We start from the raw sequence: 24,390 nt of genomic DNA on the forward strand, positions 1-24,390 counted from the left end.
CGCTTCGCATCCGAGATTTCAGCCCTGTCGAGTCCAGGCAGCCTCACGATGCCGTGGCAGCGGAGCGCAAGACGTCACCTGACCGTCACGCGACTCCTCTAGCAGCCCGGCCACCCGCAAAGGGAGGAAAACCGGTGACGCAACAGGCGACCCAAACGGCCCGCGCAGCCCGCCGCATGACCAGCTCCGGCCTGGGGCAGGCCGTCCGGCGCAGCAAGACGCTGTCCAAGGCCGGCCTACTGGAATGGCTGTTCGCCCGCGCCTTTTCCGGTCTTGTCTATCCGCAGATCTGGGAAGACCCCGTCGTCGACATGGCGGCACTCGGGCTCAAGGCCGACGACCATGTCGTGGCGATCGCGTCCGGCTCCTGCAACATCCTGTCTTACCTGACGGCGGCGCCGATCCGGGTCAGCGCTGTCGACCTCAACGCCACCCATATCGCGCTGGGCCGCCTCAAGCTCGCGGCGCTGGCGCGGATGGAGCGGCAGGAGGATTTCCTGCGCTTCTTCGGCCGGGCGAAGGATAGTGCCAATGTCGCGCTCTACGACCGCGAGATCGCTGATCATCTCGATGCCGTCTCGCGCGGCTATTGGGAGGGGCGGGGGCTGAACGGGCGGCGGCGGATCAACCTCTTCGCTCGGGGGTTCCACCGTTACGGCCTGCTCGGGCGCTTCATCGGCACCGGGCATGTGCTGGCGCGGCTGCTCGGTGGCAATCCCAGGGCGATGCTGGCGGCGCGCGACCGGGCCGAGCAGCGGGCGCTCTACGACAGGCATCTCGCGCCGGTCTTCGAGCGCAAGCTGATCCGCTGGCTGGTGCGCCAGCCGGCCTCGCTCTACGGGCTGGGCATCCCGCCGGCGCAGTACAAGGCGCTGTCCGCCGATGGCGAGGACGGCATTCTCGGTGCGCTGAAGCTCCGGCTGGAACGGCTGGCCTGTGATTTCGACCTCAAGGACAACTACTTCGCCCAGCAGGCCTTTGGCCGGCGCTATGGCGAGGGGCCGGATGCAGCCTTCCCGCCTTATCTCCAGCCGGAACATTTCGCGGCGGTGAAGGCGCGGGCCTCGAGCGTGTCCTATCGCCAGAGCGCGGTCACGGGCTTCCTGGAGGGCGAGCCGGCCGAGAGCTGCGACGCCTATGTGCTGCTCGATGCGCAGGACTGGATGAACGACGCCGATCTGACAGCGTTGTGGTCGCAGATCACGCGCACCGCCCGGCCGGGCGCGCGGGTGATCTTCCGCACGGCGGCCGACGAGAGATTGCTGCCCGGCCGCGTGCCCGCGGCGATCCTCGACCAGTGGCATTACGACGAGGAGACGAGCCGCGAGCTCTGCCGGCAGGATCGTTCGGCGATCTATGGCGGCTTCCACCTCTATGTCCTGAAGGGCCAGGGCCGGTGAGCGCGACGGAGACGCCGGCCGGCCCGGCCGCCGGGCTGATGGACCGGATCTACCGGCACCAGCGCCATATCTACGATGCCAGCCGGAAATTCTACCTGCTCGGCCGCGACCAGCTCATCGACGGGTTGCAGCCCCCGGCCGGCGCGACCGTGCTGGAAATTGGCTGCGGCACCGGACGCAACCTGATCCGGATCGCCCGGCGCTATCCGGATTGCGCCTGCTACGGGCTCGACGTTTCCAGCGCGATGCTGGCGACGGCGAAGATCTCGGTTGCGAAGGCGGGCCTCGATGACCGGATCAGGCTTGCCCAGGCCGATGCCACTGCTTTGGATCCTCAAGCGCTGTTCGGCCTTGCCGGCTTCGATCGGATCGTCATCTCCTATGCGCTGTCGATGATCCTGCCCTGGCAGGGCGTCGTCGCCGAGGCGGTGCGCCGGCTCGATGCCGGCGGCTCGCTTCATATCGTCGATTTCGGCGACCAGGCCGGATTGCCGGGGCCGTTCAAGGCCATGCTGCTGCGCTGGCTCGCGCTGTTCCATGTCACGCCGCGGGAGAACCTGCCGCAGGCCGTGCGGGCCATTGCCGAAGCGGCCGGGGCCGATTGCCGGCTTGACGCGCCCTATCGCGGTTATGCGGTGCATGCCGTCGTCACGCGCCGCCGGGCGGCGTAGCGGCACGCTGCGTGAATGCCTATGCTGCCGGCGATGGATTCAGCCGACCCCTCCGACGAAAGCCGCTTCGAGGTTCTCCGCGACCGGCTGCGCCAGCTCTATCACGGCCGCTCGCCCGCCGCGTTGCGCTTCCAGGCGGTGACGACGGTCGTCGATCTCCTGATCATCGCCTTCTTCATCCTGACGCCATTGCTCAGGGAGAACGCGGCCTTCCTCTGGATCGATTACTCGGTCGCGGTGATCATGATCGCCGAGATCGCGGCGCGATTGCTGGCCTCGACCAACATGCTCCGGCTGCTGCGCCAGCCGACGATGCTGCTCGACCTCTTCATCCTGCTGACGCTGCTCATGCCGCAATGGCTGGAGAATTTCGGCTTCCTGCGCATCCTCAGGCTGTGGTCGCTGTCGCATAAGGGCATCGTCTGGGCTCAGTTCCGCGAAACCCGCTTCCGGGAATGGGAGAATGTGGTCCGCGCGCTCGGCAATATCGCGACCTTCCTCTTCGTGGTGACCGGCTTCGTCTACACCTTCTTCTTCCGGCAGGAGGGCGGGCTGGAGAGCTACGTCCAGGCGCTCTACTTCACGGTCGCGACGGTGACCACGACAGGGTTCGGTGACGTGGTCCTGCCGGGCATCGCCGGCAAGCTGACCTCGATCCTGGTGATGATCGTCGGGATCACGCTGTTCGTGCGCCTGGCGCAGGCGCTGTTCCGCCCGAACAAGGTGCTGTTTCCCTGCCCGGAATGCGCGCTCCAGCGCCACGAGCCCGACGCGGTCTATTGCAAGGCCTGCGGGCACAAGCTCAAGATTCCCGACGACGACCCCTGACGCGGCGATCGTTCAATGCCGGGTTTCGGTCTCGGTCTCGCGCTCTTCGGCAGCTTCGTCGACCCGGATCGCCGATTTCCGGGGCATGCCGATGATGCGGCCGATCGTGACTGGCAGCGGCATCATGCTGTGCGCGGCCTTCATCAGGGCGATATTGGCAAGGATATCGGCCGGGAAGGGCGTGACCTTGCGACTGATCATGTCGACATGCAGCGACAGGTTCTCGCTGGTCGCCGCAAGCCAGCCCTCGTTGGCGTGCCGCATCTCGAGATAGTAATGCAGGCGCTTGTCGTCGAAGGCGATGAGCTGCGCAGTGATGCGGACGAGATCGCCCTCGGTCAGTTCGCGCTTGTAGAGGATGTGGCACTCCGCCGCGAAGGTGGAGGCGTGGCGCGTCTCGACATAGTCGCGGGTGAGGCCGACCAGCGAGAAGACCTCGTCGACCGCGCGGTCGAACAGCACATGGTAATAGGCCATGTTGAGATGGCCGTTATAGTCGATCCATTGCGGCTCGACCCGCATCGCCGAGGAGACGAAGGGTGCGAAGAACAGCGCCGGGGCGCGCGTATCGTGTTTCATGATCGCCTCCCTGACAGGCGCCTCGTTCAAGGGCCGGCGGCATTATTGCCGCTGCCTATTTCATCGTCGCATGATCTAGTATGCATCGCTCGCAAGCGGCGTCAGCATCTTGGACCGGCCAGTATGGCAGGACCATGTCGAAGCGTAACCAATTGCGAAACCGATCTGTTCCAAGTCTAAGCGCCCAACCTGGATGTTGACAATGAGCCTGCCCAGCGCCGCCCCTCATGCCAGCCCTGCCTCCGCCGCAGTGCTGCCGCCCTCGCCGGAGGCGATCGCAGCCGTGACGCAGGCGCTGGCCGCGAGCTTCGGCAACCGGCTGGTCACCAGCCTGGCGGTGCGCCAGCAGCACGGCCATACGTTGACCTGGATCCCGAACCAGCCGCCGGATGCGGTGGTGTTCCCGCAGAGCACGGACGAGGTCTCCGAGATCGTGAAGCTCTGTGCCGCCCATGGCGTGCCCGTCATCGCCTTCGGCACCGGCACTTCGCTGGAGGGCCATGTCAACGCCGTCTTCGGCGGCGTCTGCATCGACATGTCGCAGATGAAGCGGATCATCGCGGTTCATGCCGAGGATCTCGACGTCGTCGTCGAGGCCGGCGTCACCCGCAAGGAGCTCAACGAGCATCTGCGCGACCAGGGCCTGATGTTCCCGATCGATCCCGGCGCCGACGCTTCGATCGGCGGCATGGCGGCGACGCGTGCTTCCGGCACCAATGCGGTCCGCTATGGCACGATGAAAGACAATGTCCTGGCGCTGACCGCGGTGATGGCCGACGGCTCGGTCGTCAAGACCTCGACGCGGGCCCGCAAGACCTCGGCGGGCTACGATCTCACCCGCCTGCTGGTCGGCTCGGAGGGCACGCTCGGCATCATCACCGAGGTGACGCTGAAACTTCATGGCATCCCGGAGGCGGTCTCTGCCGGCGTCTGTCCGTTCCCTTCGGTGAAGGCGGCCTGCGACGCGACGATCCTGACGATCCAGACCGGCCTGCCGGTGGCGCGCATCGAATTGCTCGACGACGTGATGATCCGCGGCGTCAATCTGCACGCCAAGCTCGGCCTGGCCGAGACGACGATGCTGTTCGTCGAGTTCCACGGGACCGAAGCGGGCGTGAAGGAGCAGTCCGAGCGCTTCGGCGAGATCGCGGCCGAATTCGGCGGCGGTCCGTTCGAATGGGCGACCAAGGCGGAAGACCGCTCCAAGCTCTGGCAGGCGCGCCATGACGCCTATTGGGCGGCGAAGGCCCTGCGCCCCGGCTTCGATTCGGTCGCGACCGATGTCTGCGTGCCGATCTCCCGCCTGGCCGAATGCGTCGAGGAGACCAAGCGCGACATCGAAGCCACGGGCCTGATCGCGCCGATCGCCGGGCATGTCGGCGACGGCAATTTCCACACGCAGCCGCTGGTCGATCTCGCTGATGCCGCCGAGGTCGAGCGGGCGCAGGGTTTCATCGACCGGCTGGTGAAGCGGGCGCTCGCCATGGGCGGCACCTGCACCGGCGAGCACGGCGTCGGTCAGAAGAAGATGAAGTATCTCGAGCTGGAGCACGGGGCCGAGGCGCTCGCGGTGATGCGGGTGCTGAAACGGTCGCTCGACCCGCGCAATATCCTCAATCCCGGAAAAATCGTCGCCCTGTGATGTCGTTACGGCTTGCGCCCTTGGTTTCCTTCGCCGAAATGTCGTGATCTCGCCGCGACTTGCGGGCAGGATGGGATATTCCGGCGCAGACCGTCCTTGCGACGAAACGGACCCGTCATTCCGGGGCAACTGCGGAATGATGGCGTGGTTCGGTCGCAAGGTCGGGGCAGGCTGAAAAGCGGCGCCGCTCCACGAGCGACAGGGGTAGACAGCGGAATTTGCGTGAGAGTCTCACAGTTCTGGCCGGCCTGCTGGTGCTGGCGCTGCTGGCGGCCCTGATCGGCCCCGGTTTCGTCGACTGGCAGGCCTATCGGCCGCAGATCGAGGCGCGGCTGAGCGAGGCGCTCGGCGTCGAGACGCAGATCGGTGGCGGGATCGGCCTGCGGCTGCTGCCATCGCCACGCATTGCGCTCGAGGATGTGCGGATCGGGCCGGGCGACGGCTCGGCAAGTTCAGCGACGGCCGAACATGTGACCGTGGAATTGGCGCTGGCGGCGCTCGCCCGCGGCGATTTTCGTTTCTCCGAAGCGCGGCTCGACGGTGCGGCGGTTTCTCTCTTGCTGGACGAGGCGGGCTTCATTCGCCTGCCCAAGCGAAGCGGGAAGGGCATTCCGGCAGGGGCGAGCCTCGACCGCCTGACGATCAGCCGTTCGACCCTGATCTGGCGCGAGGCCAGGAAACCAGCCGTCACGCTCTCGCCGATCGCGGCCGAAATGTCGGCGGTGAGCCTTGCCGGCCCGTGGCGCTTCGAGGGCGAGGTCGCGGGGGCGTCGCTGCGTGTCACGACCGGAGAGATGGAGGCCGACGGGCGGCTGCGGACCAAGGCCTATCTCACCGGCGAGGACCTGCAGCTCGGCTTCGACGGCGCGCTGCTCTTCCCGAAAGGGGCGGAAGGCTTCGGGGCGGAACTGGACGGCGCCTTCAATCTCTCGCCGGGCGGGGCAGTCGCGCTGACCGGGCGCGTCAAGGGCGGCAGCAGGCAGCTCGATCTCGCCGGGCTCACGCTCGATGTCGCGGGCGGGGCGGCACGTCTGGAAGGCGAGGGGCAGTATCTGCCCGGAACGGGCAAGGGCTCGCTGGCCCTGCGCGCGCGGCGGCTTGATGCCGATGCGCTGATGACGGCGCTGGCCGAGCGGCAGGGCTTCGAACGCGCCTTGCAGGGCCTGCCCGGCGCTTTCGATGTCAGCCTCGATCTCGACCAGTTGATCTGGCGCGGCGAGGATTTCTCGACGCTTGCCCTGCGCGGGCGCCTGCATGACGGCGGCCTGGGCGATGCATCCGCTTCGGTGCGCGTGGCCGGCGCGTTGCTGGGCGCGAGCGGCAGCCTGAGTTCGGAAGGGGCCTCGGGCCGGTTCAACCTCAAGGCTGACGATGCGCGGCGCGTTGGACTGGTGCTGGCGCGGGCGGGTCTCGATCCGGCACTGGCCGATTTCATTGCGCGCCTCGGTCGGATCGATGCCGATGCCGTCGGCGCCTGGACGGGCCAGGGCGGCCGGTTCCAGCGCCTGCTGGTCGCGGGCTCGTCGGGTTTGCGGCTCGAGGCTTCCGGCGAGATCGCACCGAACCGGATCGCGGCGAAGGCCTCCGTGAATGGGCTTTCGCTCGATACCCTGCCGCCCGGCACGAGTCTCTCCGGCCTGTTGCGGCAGCGCGATGTGGCGCTGGAGCTCGCGCTCTCCAATCTGCGCTTCCGCAACGCGCCGCCGGGCTCGGCCAATCTCGACCTCCGTCGCGAGGGTGATATCTGGCGGCTGAGCCGGCTTTCGGTCGAAGGCTTCGGCGGTGTGGCGGTCACCGGTGCCGGCGCGCTGCTGGCGGAGGGCGGCGAGATTTCCGGTCGGGTACGGGCGCCGCGCTTCGAGACATTGACGGCGCTGGCCGGGCCGCTGCTGCCGGAAACCGCGGTGCAGGCGCTCCAGCGCGTCGGCGAGGGGTTGGCGCGGCTCGATACCGGTTTCCGCCTGACGCGCGCGGCTTCGGGCGAGACCAGCCTGTCCGCCGAAGGCACGGCCGCAGCCGGCAAGCTCAAGCTCGACGGACGGATCGACCGGGCCGGCAACTGGAGCCGGGCGGCTTTGGGCTTCGAGCTCAACGACCGGCGGCAGGCCTTTGCGGCTCTCGGCCTGCCGCTGCCGCAGCAGGGCGGCGCGGGGCAGTTCAACCTCGAACTGGACCGGGGCAAGGCAACCGGCTCGCTGGCGGGGCAGGGGCTGTCCGTTGTCGTCGAGGATAGCGGACAGGGGTCTCAACTGAGCATGCAGGCGGATGGGCCGGGACAGATCCTTGCCGAGGGGCCAGCGCGATTGCTGCCGGACGGTGTCATCGATGCGCATGCGCGGCTCACCATTGCCGAGGAGGCGATCCGGCTCGACGAGATCACCGCCCATCTCGGCGGGATGGCGGTAAGCGGCTCGCTGCTGCTGCCGCGTGAGGGGCGCTCGTCAGGTCGTATCGCGGTCCCGACCGTCGATCTGCGCCCGCTGATGAATGCGGCGCTCGGGCAAGTCGCCGCTGCTCCCGGTGCGATCTGGTCGACCGGGCGCTTCGGGCGCATTGCCGGGTTCCCCGATTTCGACATCGCAGTCGAGACCGGCGCGCTGCTCGCCTTCGAGGACGGCACCATCCGCAATGCCGCTTTCACCCTGCGGACGGACCAGGACGGCCTCAGGATCGACGATATACGAGGCAGCTATGGCGGCGGGCAGGTCGCCGGGCGACTCGGCCTGCGGCGCGATGGCGGGCTCGCCCAAATCAACGGCCGGCTCAGCGTGATGGCGATCGATCTCGGCGAACTGACCAGGGGCGCCGTCGGCGGCAAGACCTCGGGGCAGATCGAGTTCGGCGGTTCGGGGGAGACGCCGGCGCGGCTGGTCGCGGGCCTGAGCGGTGCCGGCAGCCTGGCGCTCAACGGCACGCGCCTCGCCCGCTTCGACCCCAACGCCTATGCGCGCATCATCGCAGGGACCGGCGAGGATGCGTCCGAGAGCGACGCGTCGCGCTTGCGGGACCGTCTCAGCGAGGCGCTCGACAAGGATGCCTGGGCGCTCGGCGATGTCACGCTGCCGTTCACATTGGCCGGCGGCTTGATCCGGCTCCAGCCCTTTACCTTCGAGCGCAGCGGGTTGCGTGCCGAGGCGAGCGGCGTTCTCGACCTGCGCGCGCTGACCGCCGATCTCAGGCTCGGCCTGAAGCCGCTGGGTGCCCTGCCCAAGGGCTGGCCGGGCGATGCGCCGCAGATCGGCATCGCCTGGCGAGGACCGCTGTCGAACCTCCGGCGCGAGAGCGATGTCAGCGCCTTGTCGAACACCGTTGCGGCGCGGGCGCTGGCGCGCGAGATCGAGCGGGTCGAGGCTTTCGAGGCCGATGCGCGCGAGCGTTCGCTGCATGCGCGCCGGCTCCGGGCCGAGCGCGAGATGCGTGAGAACGAGCGCAAGCTGGGCGAGTTCCTGAAAGCGCAGGAGGAGGCTCGCCTCGCCGAGGAGAAACGCCAGGAAGAGGCGCGGCGCATCGAGGAGGAACGGCGCCTGGCCGAAGAGAAGCGCGCCGAGGAGATCAGGCGCGCCGAGCAGGCCCGCGCCGAGCTGGAAGCGCGCCGACGGGCGGAAGCCGAAGAGCGCGCTCGGGCCGCAGCCGAGCGGGCGGCTGCGCAATCGGCGGCGCCACAAGCTCAGCCACAACCGCAGCCCGGCCCGCTCGTGCTGCCAGGGGCGCCGCGCAGCAGCTCGCCGGAAGGGGCGGTCCAGCCGCCGACCGGTGGCGTCACGCCATTGCCGCCGCCGATGCCGATCCAGCCTGTGCCGCAGCCGCGCAGCGCGCCGGCGCGTTGAGAGCTTGATTCAACGGCTTCGCGATTTGATTCCGGATCTTTCGATAAGCGCCTGACCAAGAACGATATTTTGATTGGCGATGCCGGTTTGTCGATGGCCGGCAATCGACCGCGCCGTCTCAGGCGCCACCAGCCATCTTCCGATAATGCGCCAATGCATGCAGCCGCAGGGCGGAGGAGAGGTTCAGCTCGCCTCGCCCGGAATCGACCTCGGCGACAAGCGCGGCAATCGGGCGATCTTCGCTCGCCGCGATCTCCTTCAGTGCCTCCCAGAAGGGGGCTTCCAGCGAGATGCTGGTGCGATGGCCGGCGATGCTGAGCGAGCGCTTGCGCTCCGGCTTCATGCCGGCTCCGGCTCGTCGTCGCAGCGGTCGAGCCTGTGCCCGTCGATATGGCGGGCGGCCTTGTCGCGTTCGGCCTCGGTCAGCTTGCGCTCGGCCTTGGTCCGGCCGAAGGAGATGCGGTTCTGCTCGGCCGTCTTCTCAGCTGTGGCGCGGGCCTTCTGCTTGCGCGCCTGACGGAGGTTGATGATCTCGGCCACCGGGCGAGCCTCGTGTCAGGCCGGGCCGAGCATCAGCTCGGGCTTGACCGTGCTGTCGAAGAGCTCGGCATCGACGCCGGCCTTCAGCGCTTCCTCGCGCAGCGTCGTGCCGTTGTGATGGGCGGCCTTGGCGATGCTGGCGGCCTTGTCGTAGCCGATCGCCGGCGCCAGGGCAGTCACCAGCATCAGTGAGCGCGAGAGCAGTTCCTTGAGCTGCGCCTCGTTGGCCTCGATGCCCTCGACGCAGTTGACGCGGAAGCTCTCGGCCGCGTCGGCGAGCAGCCGGACCGATTGCAGGAAGGCGGCTGCGATCACCGGCTTGAAGACGTTGAGCTCGAAATGGCCCTGCGAAGCCGCGAAGCCGATCGTCGCCTGGTTGCCGTGGACCTGGGTCGCGACCATGGTCAGCGCTTCGGCCTGGGTCGGATTGACCTTGCCCGGCATGATCGAGGAGCCGGGCTCGTTCTCCGGCAGGCTGATCTCGCCCAGGCCCGAGCGCGGGCCGGAGCCCATCAGGCGGATGTCGTTGGCGATCTTGAACAGGTCGGAAGCGAGCGCCGCCAGCGCACCATGGGCAGCGGCGAGCGCGCCATGGCTCGCCAGCGCCTCGAACTTGTTGTCGGCGCTGCGGAAGGGCAGGCCGGTCAGCGTCGCGGTTTCCTTGGCGAAGAAGGCGGCGAAGTCCGGATGGGTGTTGAGTCCGGTGCCGACGGCCGTGCCGCCCTGCGCCAGCGCGTAGAGCCCGCCGAGCGCCGCCTCGATCCGGCCGATGCCGAGATGAAGCTGCATCGCATAGCCGGAGAATTCCTGGCCGAGCGTGACCGGGGTCGCGTCCTGAAGATGGGTGCGGCCGATCTTGACGAGGTGCCTGAAGGCCTCGACCTTGGCGTTCAGTGCCTTCTCAAGGCTGCGCAAGGCGGGCAGCAGGCGGCGCGTGATCTCCAGCACCGCCGCGATATGCATCGCGGTCGGGAAGGAATCGTTCGAGGACTGGCCGCGATTGACATGGTCGTTGGGATGGACCGGGCTCTTGGCGCCGAGGCCCGCGCCGAGCAACTCGTTGGCGCGGTTCGCCAGGACCTCGTTGGCGTTCATGTTCGACTGGGTGCCCGATCCGGTCTGCCAGATCACCAGCGGGAAGTGCCCGTCGAATTGGCCGGCGAGCGCCTCGTCCGCCGCATGCGCGATCGCGCCGGCGACGCGCTGGTCGAGCAGGCCGAGCTTGGCGTTGACATGGGCGGCAGCCTTCTTGACCAGCACCAGCGCATGGACCAGCGGCAGCGGCATGCGCTCGCTCTCGCCGCCGATACGGAAATTCTCCAGGGAGCGCTGCGTCTGCGCACCCCAGTAGCGATCCGCGGGCACCGCGATCGGGCCGAAGGAATCGGTTTCGGTGCGCGTTTCGGTCATGGCGTCCGTCGTCGAGGTTTCTTGCGTCAGGGCTTCTTGCGGAAGGAATCGAGGCTGACCACTTCGGCGCCGCCGCGTTCATCGTCACCTTCCACGGCAGGCTCGGCCTTCGCCGGCGCTGCGGCTGCCTCAGCCGCGGGCGCCTTGCCCTTGGTGGCCGGAAGGGCGGCCGGCACGATCCGGGCCGGCGCGGGCGGCGCTTCGGCCGGCTCGGCTTCCTGCATGGCGGCGGCATCCTCGGGCTCGCCCTGGGCCTCGAACTTCAGGCCGAACTGGACCGAAGGGTCGAAGAAGGTCGAGATCGCGTCGAAGGGAACGAGCAGCCGCTCCGGCACGCCGGAGAAGGACAGGCCGACCTCGAAGGAATGGTCGCCAACGCTCAGATCCCAGAACTGATGCTGCAGGACGATCGTCATCTCGTCGGGATGCTTCTCGCGCAGGCGCTGCGACAGGCGCACGCCCGGCGCCTGTGTGCGGAACGTCACATAGAAATGGTGCTCTCCCGGCAGCCCGTCCCGCGCGGCCTCCGTCAGGATCTTGCGGACCACGCCCTTCAGCGCATCCTGCACCATGAGATCGTAACGAAGAACATCCTTGGACATCGAGGCGCGATTTCCGCTTGTTGCGTTCCGGCGGGAACAGCCGGCAGGCCGTCAGAAAAAGAAGTGGAGGCTTCTGTTGCCAGGCGCCTCCGAGCCCCGCCTTACGCGGCTAAACGCAAGGGCTTTGGTTTGGGAACCAGCACCGCTTACGCGGCGACGGCGACCCGAGCATTGTTGTCGTTGGCAACTATGCTTTGGCCCGATAACGGCGGAACCATGCCGAGCAAAAGGATAACCTTTACACCCTCGTCGATCCTGTTTCGCCCCCGCCGCAGCCCTGCAACCGCTCGGTTGCAAGTTCCTGCTGCTCGCGCCGCAGGGCTGGGGTGGAGGCGCCGGGTACTGCCCCCGGGTCCGAAAGGCTTATTTCGAGATCCGTTTATCGCCATAGCCGTTCTTGCGAGCGGCACCTGCGAATATAGGGAAGCCCGTGGCGTTGGGAAAGGGTTCTCATGCGTTTTCGACAAAGAGTGAGGCTTCACCGCCTCAATCGAGAATGCGACCATTTCTGATGTCGATGTCGAGGCTCATCTCGTCGTCCTCGGCGGTGCGGCCGGCAACCTCCCATCGATCACCGGAACGGACGATCTCCTCGACATGGACGAGCCCGGCGCTCCAGGCGATGTCGCGGGCCTGCCGCTCCGAGATTGTCGCGCCGGCATAGGTCTCCTCGGCATGGGCGGACAGCGCGATCAGGGCGTTGAGAGCGAGCGCCGCCAGCAGACGGCGCGGCGGGTTCAGGGTCGGCATGTCGACTATCCCTACGAATCAAGCGCGCGATGAGCGGCGCCGATTGGGGCGGGTTTGCGGACGGAGGAGCCTCACGGGCCGTCGCGTTTGCGTGAGGAGACAGGTTCCCGCCATACGCTGACAGGATGTGCGGCAAAGGCTGGGGATGCCTGCCTGCCGGACAGGGCCAAGCGATGCGTCAGCCGCTATAGTCGCGCGCCTTCCAGAGAGTCGCCATGCGCCAGTATCACGACCTGCTCCAACGCGTCCTGACCGAAGGCGTCCGCAAGGACGACCGCACCGGCACCGGCACGCTGGCCGTCTTCGGCCACCAGATGCGCTTCGACCTGTCGGAGGGGTTTCCGCTGGTCACGACCAAGAAGCTGCACCTGAAATCGATCATCCACGAGCTGATCTGGTTCCTGCGCGGCGATACCAATGTGCGCTACCTCCGGGAGAACGGCGTCACGATCTGGGACGAGTGGGCTGATGCGAACGGCGATCTCGGCCCGGTCTATGGCCGGCAGTGGCGGAGCTGGGCGGCGCCCGACGGGCAGGTGATCGACCAGATCGCCTGGCTGGTGAGCGAGATTCGCCGCAATCCCGATTCGCGCCGGCTGATCGTCTCGGCCTGGAACCCGGCCGATATCCCGAAGATGGCGCTGGCGCCCTGCCATTGCCTGTTCCAGTTCTTCGTCGCCAACGGCAAGCTCTCCTGCCAGCTCTACCAGCGCTCGGCCGACGTCTTCCTCGGGGTGCCCTTCAACATCGCGAGCTATGCGCTGCTGACCCATATGGTGGCGCAGGTGACGGGCCTGGGCGTCGGTGATTTCGTGCATTCCTTCGGCGACACCCATCTCTATGTGAACCATCTCGACCAGACCCGGTTGCAGCTTTCGCGCGAGCCCCGCGCGTTGCCGAAGCTCACGCTCAACCCGGCGGTGACGCGGCTGGAGGATTTCCAGTTCGCGGACGTCACGATCACCGATTACGACCCGCATCCCGGCATCAAGGCTCCGATCGCAGTATGACCCTCACCATCCGCTCCGCCCGTCCCGGCGAGGCCGGGCTCGTGCTCGGCTTCATCCGCGAGCTCGCCGAATACGAGAAGCTGCTGCACGAGGTCGTCGCGACCGAGGCCGAGATCGAGGCCGCGCTGTTCGGGCCGGACCCGAAGGCGTTTTGCGACATCGCCGAATGGGATGGCCAGGCGGTTGGCTTCGCCGTCTGGTTCTACACCTATTCGACCTTCAGCGGCCGGCACGGGATCTGGCTGGAAGACCTCTTCGTCCGGCCGGACCAGCGCGGGCGCGGCATCGGCAAGGCACTGATCGCCGGGCTTGCGCGGCGCTGTGTCGCGGAGAAACTGCCGCGGCTGGCCTGGTGGGTGCTGAACTGGAACGAACCCTCGCGCGTTTTCTATCGGGCGCTCGGCGCCACGGCGCAGGACGAGTGGACCGTGAAGCGGCTGGAGGGCGAGGCGCTCGCGCGATTGGGCGCGGAGGTTTGAACCATGGAGAAACGTCCGATCGTTCTGATCGCGGCCGTCGCCGACAACAATGTGATCGGTGACGACAACCGGCTGATCTGGCGGTTGAAGACCGACCTCAAGCACTTTCGCAGCCTGACGCTGGGGCGGCCGGCGCTGATGGGGCGCAAGACCTTCCTGTCGATCGGCAAGCCCTTGCCGGGGCGCGAAATCGTCGTGCTGAGCCGGGATGCCGGCTTTTCGGCGGAGGGGGTGAGGGTCGCGCGTTCGCTCGACGAAGGGCTGGAGATCGGGCAGCGGCTGGCTGCGGCCAGCGGCGCGGATTCCGTCGTGATCGCCGGTGGCGCCGAGGTCTATCGCCAGGCCCTGCCGCTGGCCGACCGGCTGGAGCTGACTCTCGTGCATGCGAAGCCATCAGGCGACGCACTCTTCCCCGACTGGGAGCACGACGCCTTCGAGGCCGGTGCCAACGACCACCACCCGGCCGACGCCGAGAACGAGCACCCCTATACCTTCGTCACCTGGCGCCGACGCGGCTGATCGCCGCTTTCCATTCACGATGAATGGCTTGCGCCGTTGACGAATCCATGGCCCATGACCAAGTCAGCCCAGCGCCTTCGGCCGAAGGCGCTGACAAGCGGCCGTCATTTGCTTATGGCTTGGCCTCGACAGAACGAAAGGGAACGGCTCGAGAATGCCTTGGAGCAATCAGAGCGGCGGTGGCAGCGGCGGGGGAGGTCCCTGGGGTCAGCGCGGAGGTAGTGGTGGCGGCGGTCCCTGGGGCGGCGGTTCAGGCGGCGGCGGGGGCAACGGCAACCCGCCCGATCTCGAGGAAATCCTGCGGCGGAGCCAGGACCGGCTGAAGAACCTGGTCCCCGGCGGCAATATCGGCGGGCGCGGCCTGCTTCTCGGCATCCTGGCGCTGATCCTGATCTGGCTCGGCTCCGGCATCTATTTCGTGCGGCCCAACGAGGTCGGCCTCAACGTCGTGTTCGGCCGCTTCGCCGGCAAGACCGGCGAAGGCCCGAACTGGAACTGGCCCTATCCGATCGGCAGCGTGATCAAGCCGCAGGTGACGAACGTCATCACCACCGAGGTCGGCTTCCGGACGGTCGAATCGATCCGGACCTCGCGCCAGACCGACGTCACCGAAGAAAGCCTGATGCTTACCGGCGACGAGAACATCGTCGACATCGATTTCATCGTGCAGTGGCAGATCGACCCGGCCGCGCCCGAGAACTACGTCTTCAACATCCAGGATCCGTCCGGCACGGTGAAGGCCGTGGCCGAGAGCGCGATGCGCGAGATCATCGGCCGGCGCAACATCCAGCCGGTGCTGACGACCGATCGCGGCGCGATCGAGACCGAGGTGCGCCAGCTGATGCAGGACACGCTCAACGGCTATAATGCCGGCGTGCGGATCAGCCTCGTCCAGCTCCAAAAGGTCGACCCGCCGCAGCAGGTCATCGACGCCTTCCGCGACGTCCAGGCGGCGCGTGCCGACCAGGAACGCCTGCGCAACGAGGCGCAGACCTATGCCAACCGCGTCGTGCCCGAGGCACGCGGCCGTGCCGCGCAGCTGACGCAGGCGGCTGAAGCCTTCAAGGAGCAGACCGTCGCCGAGGCACGCGGTCAGGCGAGCCGCTTCAACGCGGTCTACGAGCAATACAAGAACGCTCCGGCCGTGACGCGCGAGCGTCTCTTCCTGGAGACGATGGAACGCGTGATGGGCGGGACCGACAAGATCATCCTCGACTCGACGGGCAACGGGCAGGGCGTCGTGCCCTATCTGCCGCTCGACCAGCTCCAGCAACGGCGCCCGGCTCCGGGCCAGCAGCAGGGAGGGGCTCTGCGATGAACTCCCCCGTGTTGCGCGGCGTGCTCTTCTTCGCCGTCGTCGTCGTCGCCATCGTGCTCTACGCGTCGACCTTCGTGGTCTCGCAGACGCAGTCGGCCCTCGTCCTGCGCCTCGGCGCGATCCGCAGCGTCGTCACGGCGCCGGGGCTGTATTTCAAGCTGCCGGCTCCGTTCGAGCAGGTCACCCTGCTTGATAACCGCATCCTCGATCTCGACCTCCCGGCCCAGGAAATCATCGCCTCGGACCAGAAGCGTCTCGTCGTCGATGCCTTCACCCGCTACCGGATCTCCGATCCGCTGCGCTTCTACCAGGCGGTCAACAACATCCCGCGGGCGAACTCGCAGCTCGCCTCGATCGTGAACGGCAATGTCCGCTCGGTGCTGGCGGAGGCCACCTTCACGGCGATGGTCCGCACGGACCGGACGCGATTGATGAACCGCATCCGCGACGACGTGAACCGCGAGGCAGCGCGCTTCGGCATGACCGTGGTGGATGTCCGGCTGCGGCGCGTCGACCTGCCGGCGGCCAACTCGGCGGCGGTGTTCCAGCGCATGCAGACGGAGCGCCAGCGCGAGGCGGCGGAAGCACGCGCGCTTGGCGGCCAGCAGTCGCAGGAGATCAAGGCCCGGGCCGACAGGGACTCGACCGTGATCGTGGCGGAGGCGCAGCAGCACTCCGACGAAATCCGCGGCGCGGGCGAGGCGGAGCGCAACAAGGTCTTCGCCGAAGCCTTCGGCAAGGACCCTGAGTTCTTCGCCTTCTACCGCTCGATGCAGGCCTATGAAGCCAGCATCAAGCCGGGGGATACGCGGATGGTGCTGACGCCGGATTCGCCGTTCTTCCGTTTCTTCAACGGCCCGAACGCGCAGCGTCAGGACGGCCAGGCTACCGCTCCGGCGGCGCCTGCCCAGCCTGCGCCTGCCCGGCCCTGATCATGGCGAGCGACGCGGATGCTTGATTTCGTCGCGGCGCTCGGCCTGGTCTTCGCTATCGAGGGCATTCTCTTCGCCGCGATCCCGCATCTGGGGAAGGATGCCCTGCGCAGCGCGGCGGAAACCCCGCCGGACCGGATGCGGCTCATCGGCATCGGCTCGGCGGTGCTGGGCGTGATCCTGGTCTGGGTCGCGCGCGGCATCTGGTAGAAAGGGGGGCAGGCACAGGATCGTGTTCAATGACATGATCGTGCGTCGCCCTTCCGCCGCATTTCGGAGTTCAATCAACGGGCGCGCCCGTCTGCCTCGCATGGTCCGGGCGCGCCTGCCTGCATCGATCGGCCCGTATCTTTCCGACATGAGGACCCCTATGGCATCGAACACCCTTTCCGCAGCCCGGCCTGTCCGCATCGCTCTCGCTGCCGGCGTCGCCGGCCTCGCGCTGCTGGCCTCGCCGGTGCTGGCGCCGGGGCATGCGCAGGCCAACACGCCGCTCCTGCAGGGGCAGACCTCGCTTGCCGATCTCGTCGACAAGGTCATGCCGGCGGTGGTCAACATTGCCGCCGTCACCACCAACGACCAGAAGGGCCGCAACCTGCCGCAACTGCCGCAGCTCGGCCCCGATACGCCCTTCGGCGACCTGTTCGAGGAATTCTTCAACCGCCGCAACCAGCAGGGCGAGCGTCAAGCGCCGCAGCAGCGCCGTTCGCAATCGGCCGGCTCGGGCTTCGTCATCGATCCGTCGGGCATCGTGGTCACCAACAACCACGTCATCGGCGACGCCAACGAGATCACGGTGATCTTCAACGACGGCCTCAGGCTCAAGGCCGAGGTCATCGGCAAGGACACCAAGGTCGACCTCGCGGTGCTGCGCGTGAAGCACGACAAGCCACTGCCGGCGGTGAAGTTCGGCGATTCCGACAAGATGCGGATCGGCGATCCCGTGATGGCGATCGGCAATCCCTTCGGCCTCGGCGGCTCGGTCTCCTCCGGCATCGTCTCGGCCCGCAACCGCGACATCAGCCAGGGCCCGTACGACACCTATATCCAGACCGACGCGGCCATCAACAAGGGCAACTCGGGCGGCCCGCTGTTCAACATGGCCGGCGAGGTGATCGGCATCAACACGGCGATCCTGTCGCCGACGGGCGGCTCGGTCGGCATCGGCTTCGCCGTGCCTTCGACGCTGGCGACCAATGTCGTCGACCAGCTCAAGGAGTTCGGCGAGACCCGCCGCGGCTGGCTCGGCGTGCGTATCCAGACGGTCGACGACGCCACCGCCGAGGCGCTGGGCCTCGGCACGGCGCGGGGCGCGCTGGTCGCCGGCGTCGACGAGAAAGGCCCGGCCAAGCCGGCCGGCCTCGAGACCGGCGACGTGATCGTCAAGTTCGACGGCAAGGACGTGAAGGATTCGCGCGATCTGCCGCGTATCGTCGCGGCGACGCCGGTCGGCAAGGACGTGCCGATCGCGATCATCCGCAAGGGCAAGGAAGAGACCAAGACCGTCAAGCTCGGCCGTCTCGAGGATGGCGAGAAGGTCCAGTCGGCCTCGGCGAACAAGCCGGCGGCGGAGCCGGCCAAGCCATCCGTGACGACCGCACTCGGCCTCGAATTCTCGCCGCAGACCGACGAGCTCAGGAAGCGCTACACGATCAAGGACGGTCTCAAGGGCGTCGTCATCACCAAGGTCGACGCCAACTCGAATGCGGCCGACAAGCGCATCCTTGTCGGCGAATTGATCGTCGAGGTCGGCCAGGAACCGGTCAACGCGCCGCAGGACGTGACCAAGCGCCTCGACGCGCTGAAGAAGGAGGGCAAGAAATCCGCCCTCCTGCTGGTCTCGAACGGCCAGGGCGAAGTCCGCTTCGTCGCGGTGTCGATGAACTGAGACCGGTTGCGCCGGCAGATTGTGAGGGCGGTCCGTCAGGGCCGCCCTTTTTCATGCCCTGTCCGCAGACCAGCGGCGAGGCGCGTGCGCTGGCGCAGACCGGCCGAACGCGGGTAGAGCTTGGCGACGGCGCCTGGAGAGACCGAGATGAAGATCAGCGACATCCCCTTCGTCACCACCGACTGGTCGACGATTCCCATCGAACGCCATGCCGGCGACAGCGGCGAGGCGACCTGGCGCGTCCAGCATTTCGGCCCCGAGGACAATCGCATCCGGGTGCGGATGGTCGAGTATTCGCCGGGCTATGTCGCCGATCACTGGTGCTCGAAGGGGCACATCATCCTGTGCCTGGAAGGCGAGATGGAGACCACGCTCGCCGACGGGCGCGTGCTGCCGCTCAAGGCCGGGATGAGCTATCAGGTTGCGGACAATGCCGAGGCGCATCGCTCCGCGACCAAGACCGGCGCGAAGCTCTTCATCGTCGACTGATCAGCCTCGGACGATCTCGCTGCCCGTATAACCCTGGGCATAGAGCAGCGCGGTGAGATCGGCATGGTCGAGCCGGGCATCGGCTGCGGCGGCCACCGCCGGCTTGGCACGGAAGGCCGCACCCAGTCCCGCTTCGCCCAGCATGGCGAGGTCATTGGCGCCGTCGCCGACGGCCATTGTCTGCTCGGGTGCGAGTTTGAAGCGAGCGCGCAATTCGACGAGCGCATCGAGCTTGGCCTGCTTGCCGAGGATCGGGTCGGCGACCTCGCCGTTGAGGATGCCGTCATTGGCGAGCAGCGTGTTGGAGCGGTGCTCGTCGAAGCCGATGGTCTGGCCGATCGGCCCGGTGAACACGGTGAAGCCGCCCGAGACGAGGGCCGTGTAGCCGCCATTCGCCCGCATCGTCTGGACGAGAGCCCGCCCGCCCGGCGTCAACGTGATGCGCTCGCGGATGATCTCGTCGACGACGGAAAGCGGCACGCCCTTGAGCAGGGCGACGCGCTCGCGCAAAGCCGGCTCGAAATCGATCTCGCCGCGCATGGCGCGTTCGGTGATCGCTGAGACATGCTCCTTGAGGCCCACGAAAGCAGCGAGCTCGTCGATGCATTCCTGGCCGATCATGGTCGAATCCATGTCGGCGAGGAACAGTGCCTTGCGACGCGTCGCCGCCGGCTGGACGATGACGTCGATCGCGGCGCCCTCCAGCGCGTTACGGATATCGGCTTCGAGCTTGCGCGCGTCGGCGGCTTCCGCGAAGAGGTCGGCAGCGACCGCGCCGTCGAGCACAGCCGTGCGGTCGATGCCGGGCAGGGCGCGGGCGAGGCGGGCCAGCAGAGCGTCGTCGACGAGCGCCTGGCCGTGGGCGGATACGAGTGTGGCGACGAGCATGTGAGGAACCGGGTGACGGCGGCAGGGGAATTCGGCGCGGTGCTCATCGCAGGTCCGACCGCGAGCGGCAAGTCGGCGCTGGCGATCGAGATCGCGCGCCGCATCGGCGGCACCGTCGTCAACGCCGATTCCATGCAGGTCTATGCCGATCTGCGCGTTCTCTCGGCCCGGCCGAGCGCGGCGGAGGAGGCGATGGTGCCGCATCGCCTCTACGGCCATGTCGATGGCGCGGTGAACTATTCGGCGATGCGTTATGCCGCCGATGTCGCCACGCTGCTCGAAGAGCTGCGCGCGAATGGCTCGTTGCCGATTCTGGTCGGCGGTACCGGGCTCTACTTCAAGGCCGTGACAGAAGGCTTCTCGGCGATGCCGCCCGTGCCTGAGGATGTCCGGGCTGCCTTCCGTGCCGATGCCGAAGGGCGCGAGACGGCCGCGCTCCATGCTGAGCTTGCGGTCTGCGACTCCGCCATGGCGGAGCGGTTGCGCCCGAGCGACCGGATGCGGATCATGCGGGCGCTGGAGGTTTTTCGCGCTACGGGGCGTTCGCTGGCGAGCTTCCAGGGCGAGCGCGAACCGGGGCCGCTGGGCGGCGTGCCGACGCTCCGGCTCTTCGTGCATCCCGACCGCGAGGCAGTGAAGGAGCGGATCGACCGGCGCTTCGAGGCGATGATGGGCGAGGGTGCACTCGACGAGGTCGCGCGCTTGAAGCAGCGTGGGCTCGACCCGCTGCTGCCGATCATGCGTGCCCATGGCGTGCCCGGCCTGATCGCCCATCTTGACGGCGCGATCACCCTGGACGAGGCGATCCGGCGCGGCCAGGCCGATACGCGTGCCTATGCCAAAAGGCAGGTGACGTGGTTCCGCCACCAGATGGAAGGCTGGGAAGCGGTTGCGCCAGCGGCTGCGCTGGAGGCGGCCGTCCGGCGCCTCGGCTGCTGAAGGTCAGGCCGCTTCGGCGATAGGAAGCGGGTCGGCGAGGCCGAGGCGGTTACGGCCCTCGTTCTTGGCGCGATAGAGCGCCTGGTCGGCACGGGCCGTCAGCGATGCCAGCGCTTCGCCGGGATGGCGGGCCGCGATGCCAAGGCTCGCCGTCACCTTGAGCGCCAGGGTTTCGGAGACCGGCATCGCACGGCTGAGCAGGGCGTCCTGGATCTGACGGGCACTCGCCGCGGCGGAGGCCAGGTCGCAGTCCTGCAGGAGGATGCCGAACTCCTCGCCACCGAAACGGCCGACCAGATTGTGCTCGCTGCGGTACTGGCCGAGCAGGAGGTCGGCGCAGGCGCGGATCACCGCATCACCGGCCGGGTGGCCATAGGTATCGTTGACCTGCTTGAAATGGTCGAGATCGACGATGATCATCGCCAGAGCGGTGCCATCCGCCTCGCTCGCCGCGATGGCGGCATTCGCCTTGTCGGTGAAGGAGCGGCGGTTGAGCAGGGCGGTCAGCGGATCGGTCTCGGCGAGGCGGCGGAGCTCTTCCTCACGCTCCTCGCGCAGGCAGATCTCCTCGGAAAGGGCGCGGCGGGTGGCCCGTTCGCGCCCGATCTCGAGCGCCAGCGTGGCGGCGCGCATCTGCAAGGTCTGGTTGGCGACGGTGAGGTCGGTGATATCGGTCAGCGTCAGCAGCAACCCGTCGCCCAGGGGGGCGATCGCGACCCTGAGCCAGGTCGTAGTGCCGTCATGCGTGAAGGAGGTTTCCAGGGTGTCGGCGCGCTGCAGGTCGATGGCGCAGAGACAGCGGCGCCAGACCGAAAGGTCGGACAGGAAGGTCAGGCTCTCGCGGCCGTCGGTATCGAGCAGGTCGGTTTCGGGGCGTCCGCTCAATTCGGCGGCACGCCGGTTGGCCGTGACGACGACGGCTTGCTCGATCTGCCCGGCCGCGTCGCGGATGGCGCGCAGGGCGACGATGCCGCTGGGCGAGCTTTCAAGTACGGCATTGAGCAAATCTTCGCGAAACTGCAACGGCCGGCTGAAGGCGACGACGAAGCGGCGCCCGTCATGCGTGACTGTCGGCAGGACGAGGCGCTCCCACAGGGCGACGCGCACCGTCTCGGTCGAGCGATGCACGGTGTAGAGCGGCCGGTCCTCGGCCAGGGCCTGGTCGAAGCTATCGGCCGAGAAGCGGGCGACCTGCTCGCGCATCCCCGAGAGGCGCTGCCCGAGACGGGTGGCGCCGGAATAGCGGATGATTTCGCGCCCGAAATGCAGCCAGCGATAGTCGCTGTCGTCGGTCGGCTCGAGGATCATCAGGTCCTCACCGAAATCCGGGAGCAACGCGGGTGCGAGTTCTTCATAGACCACGGCCGAGCCGTCGCGGCGATGAAGCGCGAAGCGGCGCAGGATCTGCGCGATCTCCGGCGCGTGTCCGCGCGCCGCGATATTCTCGGTGTGGACTTCGTAATACATATCCGTCCCGGTTCGAGCGCGCAGACGCTAAGGGGGAACGCATTGAAAAATCGTTCTGCCACGGCAGCGGATTTTCCGGTGTGCCGCAGACCGGTCGGTAACCATGTTGTTGATGCTTGACCGGCCGCGCGTGCTCCGCTAGCGTTCGGCAACTTTCGTCAAGGATCACGAGCGCGATGCGCAAGCTTATTCTCGTAGAGGTGCGCTGGTAGGGGCCGGTTTTCGAACCGGGCGTCCCCAACGCCAGCGCACGCCCAGGCCCCTCCGAGGGCCTTTTTTATTGCCCGCATTCCAGACAGACCAGAAGACCAGCCGCAGGAGAGCGTAATGAGCGAGATGATGACCGGCGCCGAGATGGTCGTCCGCGCGCTTCAGGATCAAGGTGTCGAGCACCTGTTCGGTTATCCGGGCGGCGCCGTACTTCCGATCTACGACGCCATCTTCCAGCAGGACAAGGTCAAGCACGTGCTCGTCCGCCACGAGCAGGGTGCGGTTCACGCCGCCGAGGGCTATGCCCGCTCCGGCCCGGGCAAGGTCGGCTGCGTGCTCGTCACCTCCGGCCCCGGCGCGACCAACGCCGTCACCGGCCTGACCGACGCGCTGCTCGACTCGATCCCGCTCGTCGTCATCACCGGCCAGGTCCCGACGCATCTGATCGGCTCCGACGCCTTCCAGGAATGCGACACGGTCGGCATCACCCGCTCCTGCACCAAGCACAACTACCTGGTGAAGAGCATCCACGACCTGCCGCGCATCCTGCACGAGGCGTTCTACGTCGCCGCCAACGGCCGCCCGGGCCCGGTCGTGATCGACATCCCGAAGGACATCCAGTTCGCGTCCGGCACCTATAGCCGCCCGCGCGACAACCAGCACAAGACCTACCGCCCGGTGGTCAAGGGCGACCTGAACAAGATCAAGGCCGCGGTCGAGCTGATCGCCGGCGCCAAGCGGCCGGTCTTCTATACCGGTGGCGGCGTGATCAATGCCGGCCCCCACGCCTCGGCGCTGCTGCGGGAGCTGGCGCGACTGACCGGTTTCCCGGTCACCTCGACGCTGATGGGGCTGGGCGCCTTCCCGGCGGCCGATAAGCAGTGGCTCGGCATGCTCGGCATGCACGGCACCTACGAAGCGAACCTCGCGATGCATGACTGCGACGTCATGATCAATATCGGCGCGCGCTTCGACGACCGCATCACCGGGCGCATCGACGGCTTCTCGCCGCGCTCGAAGAAGATCCATATCGACATCGACCCGTCCTCGATCAACAAGACGGTCAAGGTCGATATCGGCATCGTCGGCGATTGCGCCCATGTGCTCGAGGATATGGTCCGGATCTGGCGCGAGACCGGCGCGCAGGCCGACAAGACCGCGCTCGCCGCTTGGTGGACGCAGATCGAGGGCTGGCGCGGCCGCAAGAGCCTCGCCTACAAGCGCTCGGACACGATCATCAAGCCGCAATATGCGCTGGAGCGCCTCTACGAGCTGACCAAGGATCGCGACACCTACATCACGACCGAGGTCGGCCAGCACCAGATGTGGGCGGCGCAGTACCTGCACTTCCAGGAGCCGAACCGCTGGATGACCTCGGGCGGCCTCGGCACGATGGGTTACGGCCTGCCGGCAGCCATCGGCGTGCAGATGAAGCACCCCAAGGCGCTGGTCATCGACGTCGCCGGCGAGGCCTCGATCCTGATGAACATGCAGGAGATGTCGACGGCGGTGCAGTACCGGCTGCCGGTGAAGATCTTCATCCTCAACAACGAGTACATGGGCATGGTGCGCCAGTGGCAGGAGCTGCTGCATGGCGGGCGCTATTCCGAGAGCTATTCGCAGTCCCTGCCGGACTTCGTGAAGCTGGCCGAGGCCTATGGCGGCCACGGCATCCGCTGCTCCGACCCGGCCAAGCTCGACGACGCGATCATGGAGATGATCGAGACGCCCGGCCCGGTGATCTTCGACTGCCTCGTCGCCAAGGAAGAGAACTGCTTCCCGATGATCCCGTCGGGCAAGGCCCATAACGAGATGATCCTGCCTGATTTCGAGGGTGATACCGGCGAGATCATCGACGCCAAGGGCAAGCAGCTCGTCTGATCGGGACCTTCCCGTCATTGCGAGCGTAGCGAAGCAATCCAGGGGCGGCAGCGCTCTAGGTCCCCCTGGATTGCTTCGTCGCTGACGCTCCTCGCAATGACGACAGAGCAAGGTGAGGAAC

The 24,390-nt window shown here is 67.4% G+C and carries 23 protein-coding genes and 1 other RNA gene; 15 read left to right on the top strand and 9 right to left on the bottom strand.

The annotated features are described in order from the left end of the window. Positions 1-176 precede the first annotated feature (176 nt). Genes AC1RLU_RS04870 through AC1RLU_RS04880 form a run of 3 tightly spaced genes read left to right on the top strand, consistent with a single transcriptional unit; the run spans position 177 to position 2,899 of the window. A complete protein-coding gene (locus AC1RLU_RS04870; RefSeq protein ID WP_492794165.1) occupies positions 177-1,400 on the top strand; it encodes a BtaA family protein in 1,224 nt (407 codons plus the stop codon). Then, positions 1,397-2,071, top strand: coding sequence for a class I SAM-dependent methyltransferase (locus AC1RLU_RS04875; protein ID WP_492794166.1), 675 nt, complete (start codon positions 1,397-1,399; stop codon positions 2,069-2,071). The genes AC1RLU_RS04870 and AC1RLU_RS04875 overlap by 4 nt, the downstream gene beginning before the upstream one ends. Positions 2,072-2,092: 21 nt before the next feature. After that, on the top strand, positions 2,093-2,899 hold the full coding sequence (locus AC1RLU_RS04880; protein ID WP_113586756.1) for a potassium channel family protein: 807 nt from the start codon (positions 2,093-2,095) through the stop codon (positions 2,897-2,899). A gap of 12 nt (positions 2,900-2,911) precedes the next feature. Here AC1RLU_RS04880 and AC1RLU_RS04885 read toward each other — a convergent pair whose 3' ends face one another. Continuing rightward, positions 2,912-3,478, bottom strand: coding sequence for a thioesterase family protein (locus tag AC1RLU_RS04885; protein ID WP_492794168.1), 567 nt, complete (start codon positions 3,476-3,478; stop codon positions 2,912-2,914). A 202-nt stretch (positions 3,479-3,680) separates the two neighbouring features. Between AC1RLU_RS04885 and AC1RLU_RS04890 the strand changes: the two genes are divergently transcribed. Both AC1RLU_RS04890 and AC1RLU_RS04895 read left to right on the top strand, forming a co-directional pair. Beyond that, entirely contained in the window at positions 3,681-5,120 is a 1,440-nt protein-coding gene (locus tag AC1RLU_RS04890; protein ID WP_492794169.1) for an FAD-binding oxidoreductase, read from the top strand. 218 nt (positions 5,121-5,338) lie between these two features. Beyond that, positions 5,339-8,947, top strand: coding sequence for an AsmA family protein (locus tag AC1RLU_RS04895; protein WP_492794171.1), 3,609 nt, complete (start codon positions 5,339-5,341; stop codon positions 8,945-8,947). Between the two features lie 118 nt (positions 8,948-9,065). On the opposite strand, the gene AC1RLU_RS04900 is transcribed toward AC1RLU_RS04895, so the two are convergent. The 6 genes from AC1RLU_RS04900 to AC1RLU_RS04925 all read right to left on the bottom strand — a co-directional run bounded on the left by AC1RLU_RS04900 (position 9,066) and on the right by AC1RLU_RS04925 (position 12,249). Next, a complete protein-coding gene (locus AC1RLU_RS04900) occupies positions 9,066-9,290 on the bottom strand; it encodes a ribbon-helix-helix domain-containing protein (RefSeq protein WP_492794172.1) in 225 nt (74 codons plus the stop codon). Beyond that, a complete protein-coding gene (locus tag AC1RLU_RS04905; protein ID WP_492794173.1) occupies positions 9,287-9,487 on the bottom strand; it encodes a DUF4169 family protein in 201 nt (66 codons plus the stop codon). Before AC1RLU_RS04905 ends, AC1RLU_RS04900 begins: the two co-directional genes overlap by 4 nt. Positions 9,488-9,502: 15 nt before the next feature. Continuing rightward, a complete protein-coding gene (gene fumC / locus AC1RLU_RS04910) occupies positions 9,503-10,897 on the bottom strand; it encodes a class II fumarate hydratase (RefSeq protein ID WP_492794174.1) in 1,395 nt (464 codons plus the stop codon). 26 nt (positions 10,898-10,923) lie between these two features. After that, positions 10,924-11,499 (bottom strand): SspB family protein, encoded by a 576-nt coding sequence (locus tag AC1RLU_RS04915; protein ID WP_061966809.1) that lies wholly within the window; start codon positions 11,497-11,499, stop codon positions 10,924-10,926. Between the two features lie 62 nt (positions 11,500-11,561). Further along, positions 11,562-11,947: a transfer-messenger RNA gene (ssrA, locus tag AC1RLU_RS04920) on the bottom strand. A gap of 38 nt (positions 11,948-11,985) precedes the next feature. Next, positions 11,986-12,249 carry a PepSY domain-containing protein gene (locus tag AC1RLU_RS04925; RefSeq protein WP_091856467.1) on the bottom strand — a complete coding sequence of 88 codons (264 nt, stop codon included), beginning with the start codon at positions 12,247-12,249 and terminating at the stop codon, positions 11,986-11,988. 215 nt (positions 12,250-12,464) lie between these two features. Between AC1RLU_RS04925 and AC1RLU_RS04930 the strand changes: the two genes are divergently transcribed. The 8 genes from AC1RLU_RS04930 to AC1RLU_RS04965 all read left to right on the top strand — a co-directional run bounded on the left by AC1RLU_RS04930 (position 12,465) and on the right by AC1RLU_RS04965 (position 18,884). Further along, a complete protein-coding gene (locus AC1RLU_RS04930; protein WP_492794176.1) occupies positions 12,465-13,259 on the top strand; it encodes a thymidylate synthase in 795 nt (264 codons plus the stop codon). Further along, a complete protein-coding gene (locus tag AC1RLU_RS04935; RefSeq protein ID WP_061966812.1) occupies positions 13,256-13,738 on the top strand; it encodes a GNAT family N-acetyltransferase in 483 nt (160 codons plus the stop codon). Before AC1RLU_RS04930 ends, AC1RLU_RS04935 begins: the two co-directional genes overlap by 4 nt. A gap of 3 nt (positions 13,739-13,741) precedes the next feature. Further along, a complete protein-coding gene (locus tag AC1RLU_RS04940) occupies positions 13,742-14,257 on the top strand; it encodes a dihydrofolate reductase (protein WP_492794178.1) in 516 nt (171 codons plus the stop codon). A gap of 154 nt (positions 14,258-14,411) precedes the next feature. Further along, on the top strand, positions 14,412-15,575 hold the full coding sequence (hflK, locus tag AC1RLU_RS04945) for an FtsH protease activity modulator HflK (protein WP_061966814.1): 1,164 nt from the start codon (positions 14,412-14,414) through the stop codon (positions 15,573-15,575). Next, complete coding sequence (hflC, locus tag AC1RLU_RS04950; protein WP_091856472.1) at positions 15,572-16,507, top strand: protease modulator HflC; 936 nt, start codon at positions 15,572-15,574, stop codon at positions 16,505-16,507. Before hflK ends, hflC begins: the two co-directional genes overlap by 4 nt. Positions 16,508-16,525: 18 nt before the next feature. Continuing rightward, complete coding sequence (locus tag AC1RLU_RS04955) at positions 16,526-16,717, top strand: DUF2065 domain-containing protein (RefSeq protein WP_492794181.1); 192 nt, start codon at positions 16,526-16,528, stop codon at positions 16,715-16,717. Between the two features lie 160 nt (positions 16,718-16,877). Continuing rightward, positions 16,878-18,395, top strand: coding sequence for a DegQ family serine endoprotease (locus AC1RLU_RS04960; protein WP_492794183.1), 1,518 nt, complete (start codon positions 16,878-16,880; stop codon positions 18,393-18,395). Between the two features lie 147 nt (positions 18,396-18,542). Next, on the top strand, positions 18,543-18,884 hold the full coding sequence (locus AC1RLU_RS04965) for a DHCW motif cupin fold protein (protein ID WP_492794185.1): 342 nt from the start codon (positions 18,543-18,545) through the stop codon (positions 18,882-18,884). Here AC1RLU_RS04965 and serB read toward each other — a convergent pair whose 3' ends face one another. Beyond that, positions 18,885-19,772, bottom strand: a complete 888-nt coding sequence (gene serB / locus AC1RLU_RS04970; RefSeq protein ID WP_492794186.1) for a phosphoserine phosphatase SerB — start codon at positions 19,770-19,772, stop codon at positions 18,885-18,887. A gap of 12 nt (positions 19,773-19,784) precedes the next feature. Here serB and miaA point away from each other — a divergent pair, with 12 nt between their 5' ends. Continuing rightward, on the top strand, positions 19,785-20,711 hold the full coding sequence (gene miaA, locus AC1RLU_RS04975) for a tRNA (adenosine(37)-N6)-dimethylallyltransferase MiaA (protein WP_492794188.1): 927 nt from the start codon (positions 19,785-19,787) through the stop codon (positions 20,709-20,711). A 3-nt stretch (positions 20,712-20,714) separates the two neighbouring features. On the opposite strand, the gene AC1RLU_RS04980 is transcribed toward miaA, so the two are convergent. Beyond that, positions 20,715-22,178: a GGDEF domain-containing protein gene (locus tag AC1RLU_RS04980; RefSeq protein WP_492794190.1), complete on the bottom strand. Its 1,464-nt coding sequence runs from the start codon at positions 22,176-22,178 to the stop codon at positions 20,715-20,717. Positions 22,179-22,505: 327 nt separating this feature from the next. Between AC1RLU_RS04980 and AC1RLU_RS04985 the strand changes: the two genes are divergently transcribed. Further along, complete coding sequence (locus tag AC1RLU_RS04985; RefSeq protein ID WP_113586765.1) at positions 22,506-24,269, top strand: acetolactate synthase 3 large subunit; 1,764 nt, start codon at positions 22,506-22,508, stop codon at positions 24,267-24,269. Positions 24,270-24,390 lie beyond the last annotated feature (121 nt).

It is taken from the genome of Allobosea sp. GW822-FHT05A11 (genome assembly GCF_058800455.1).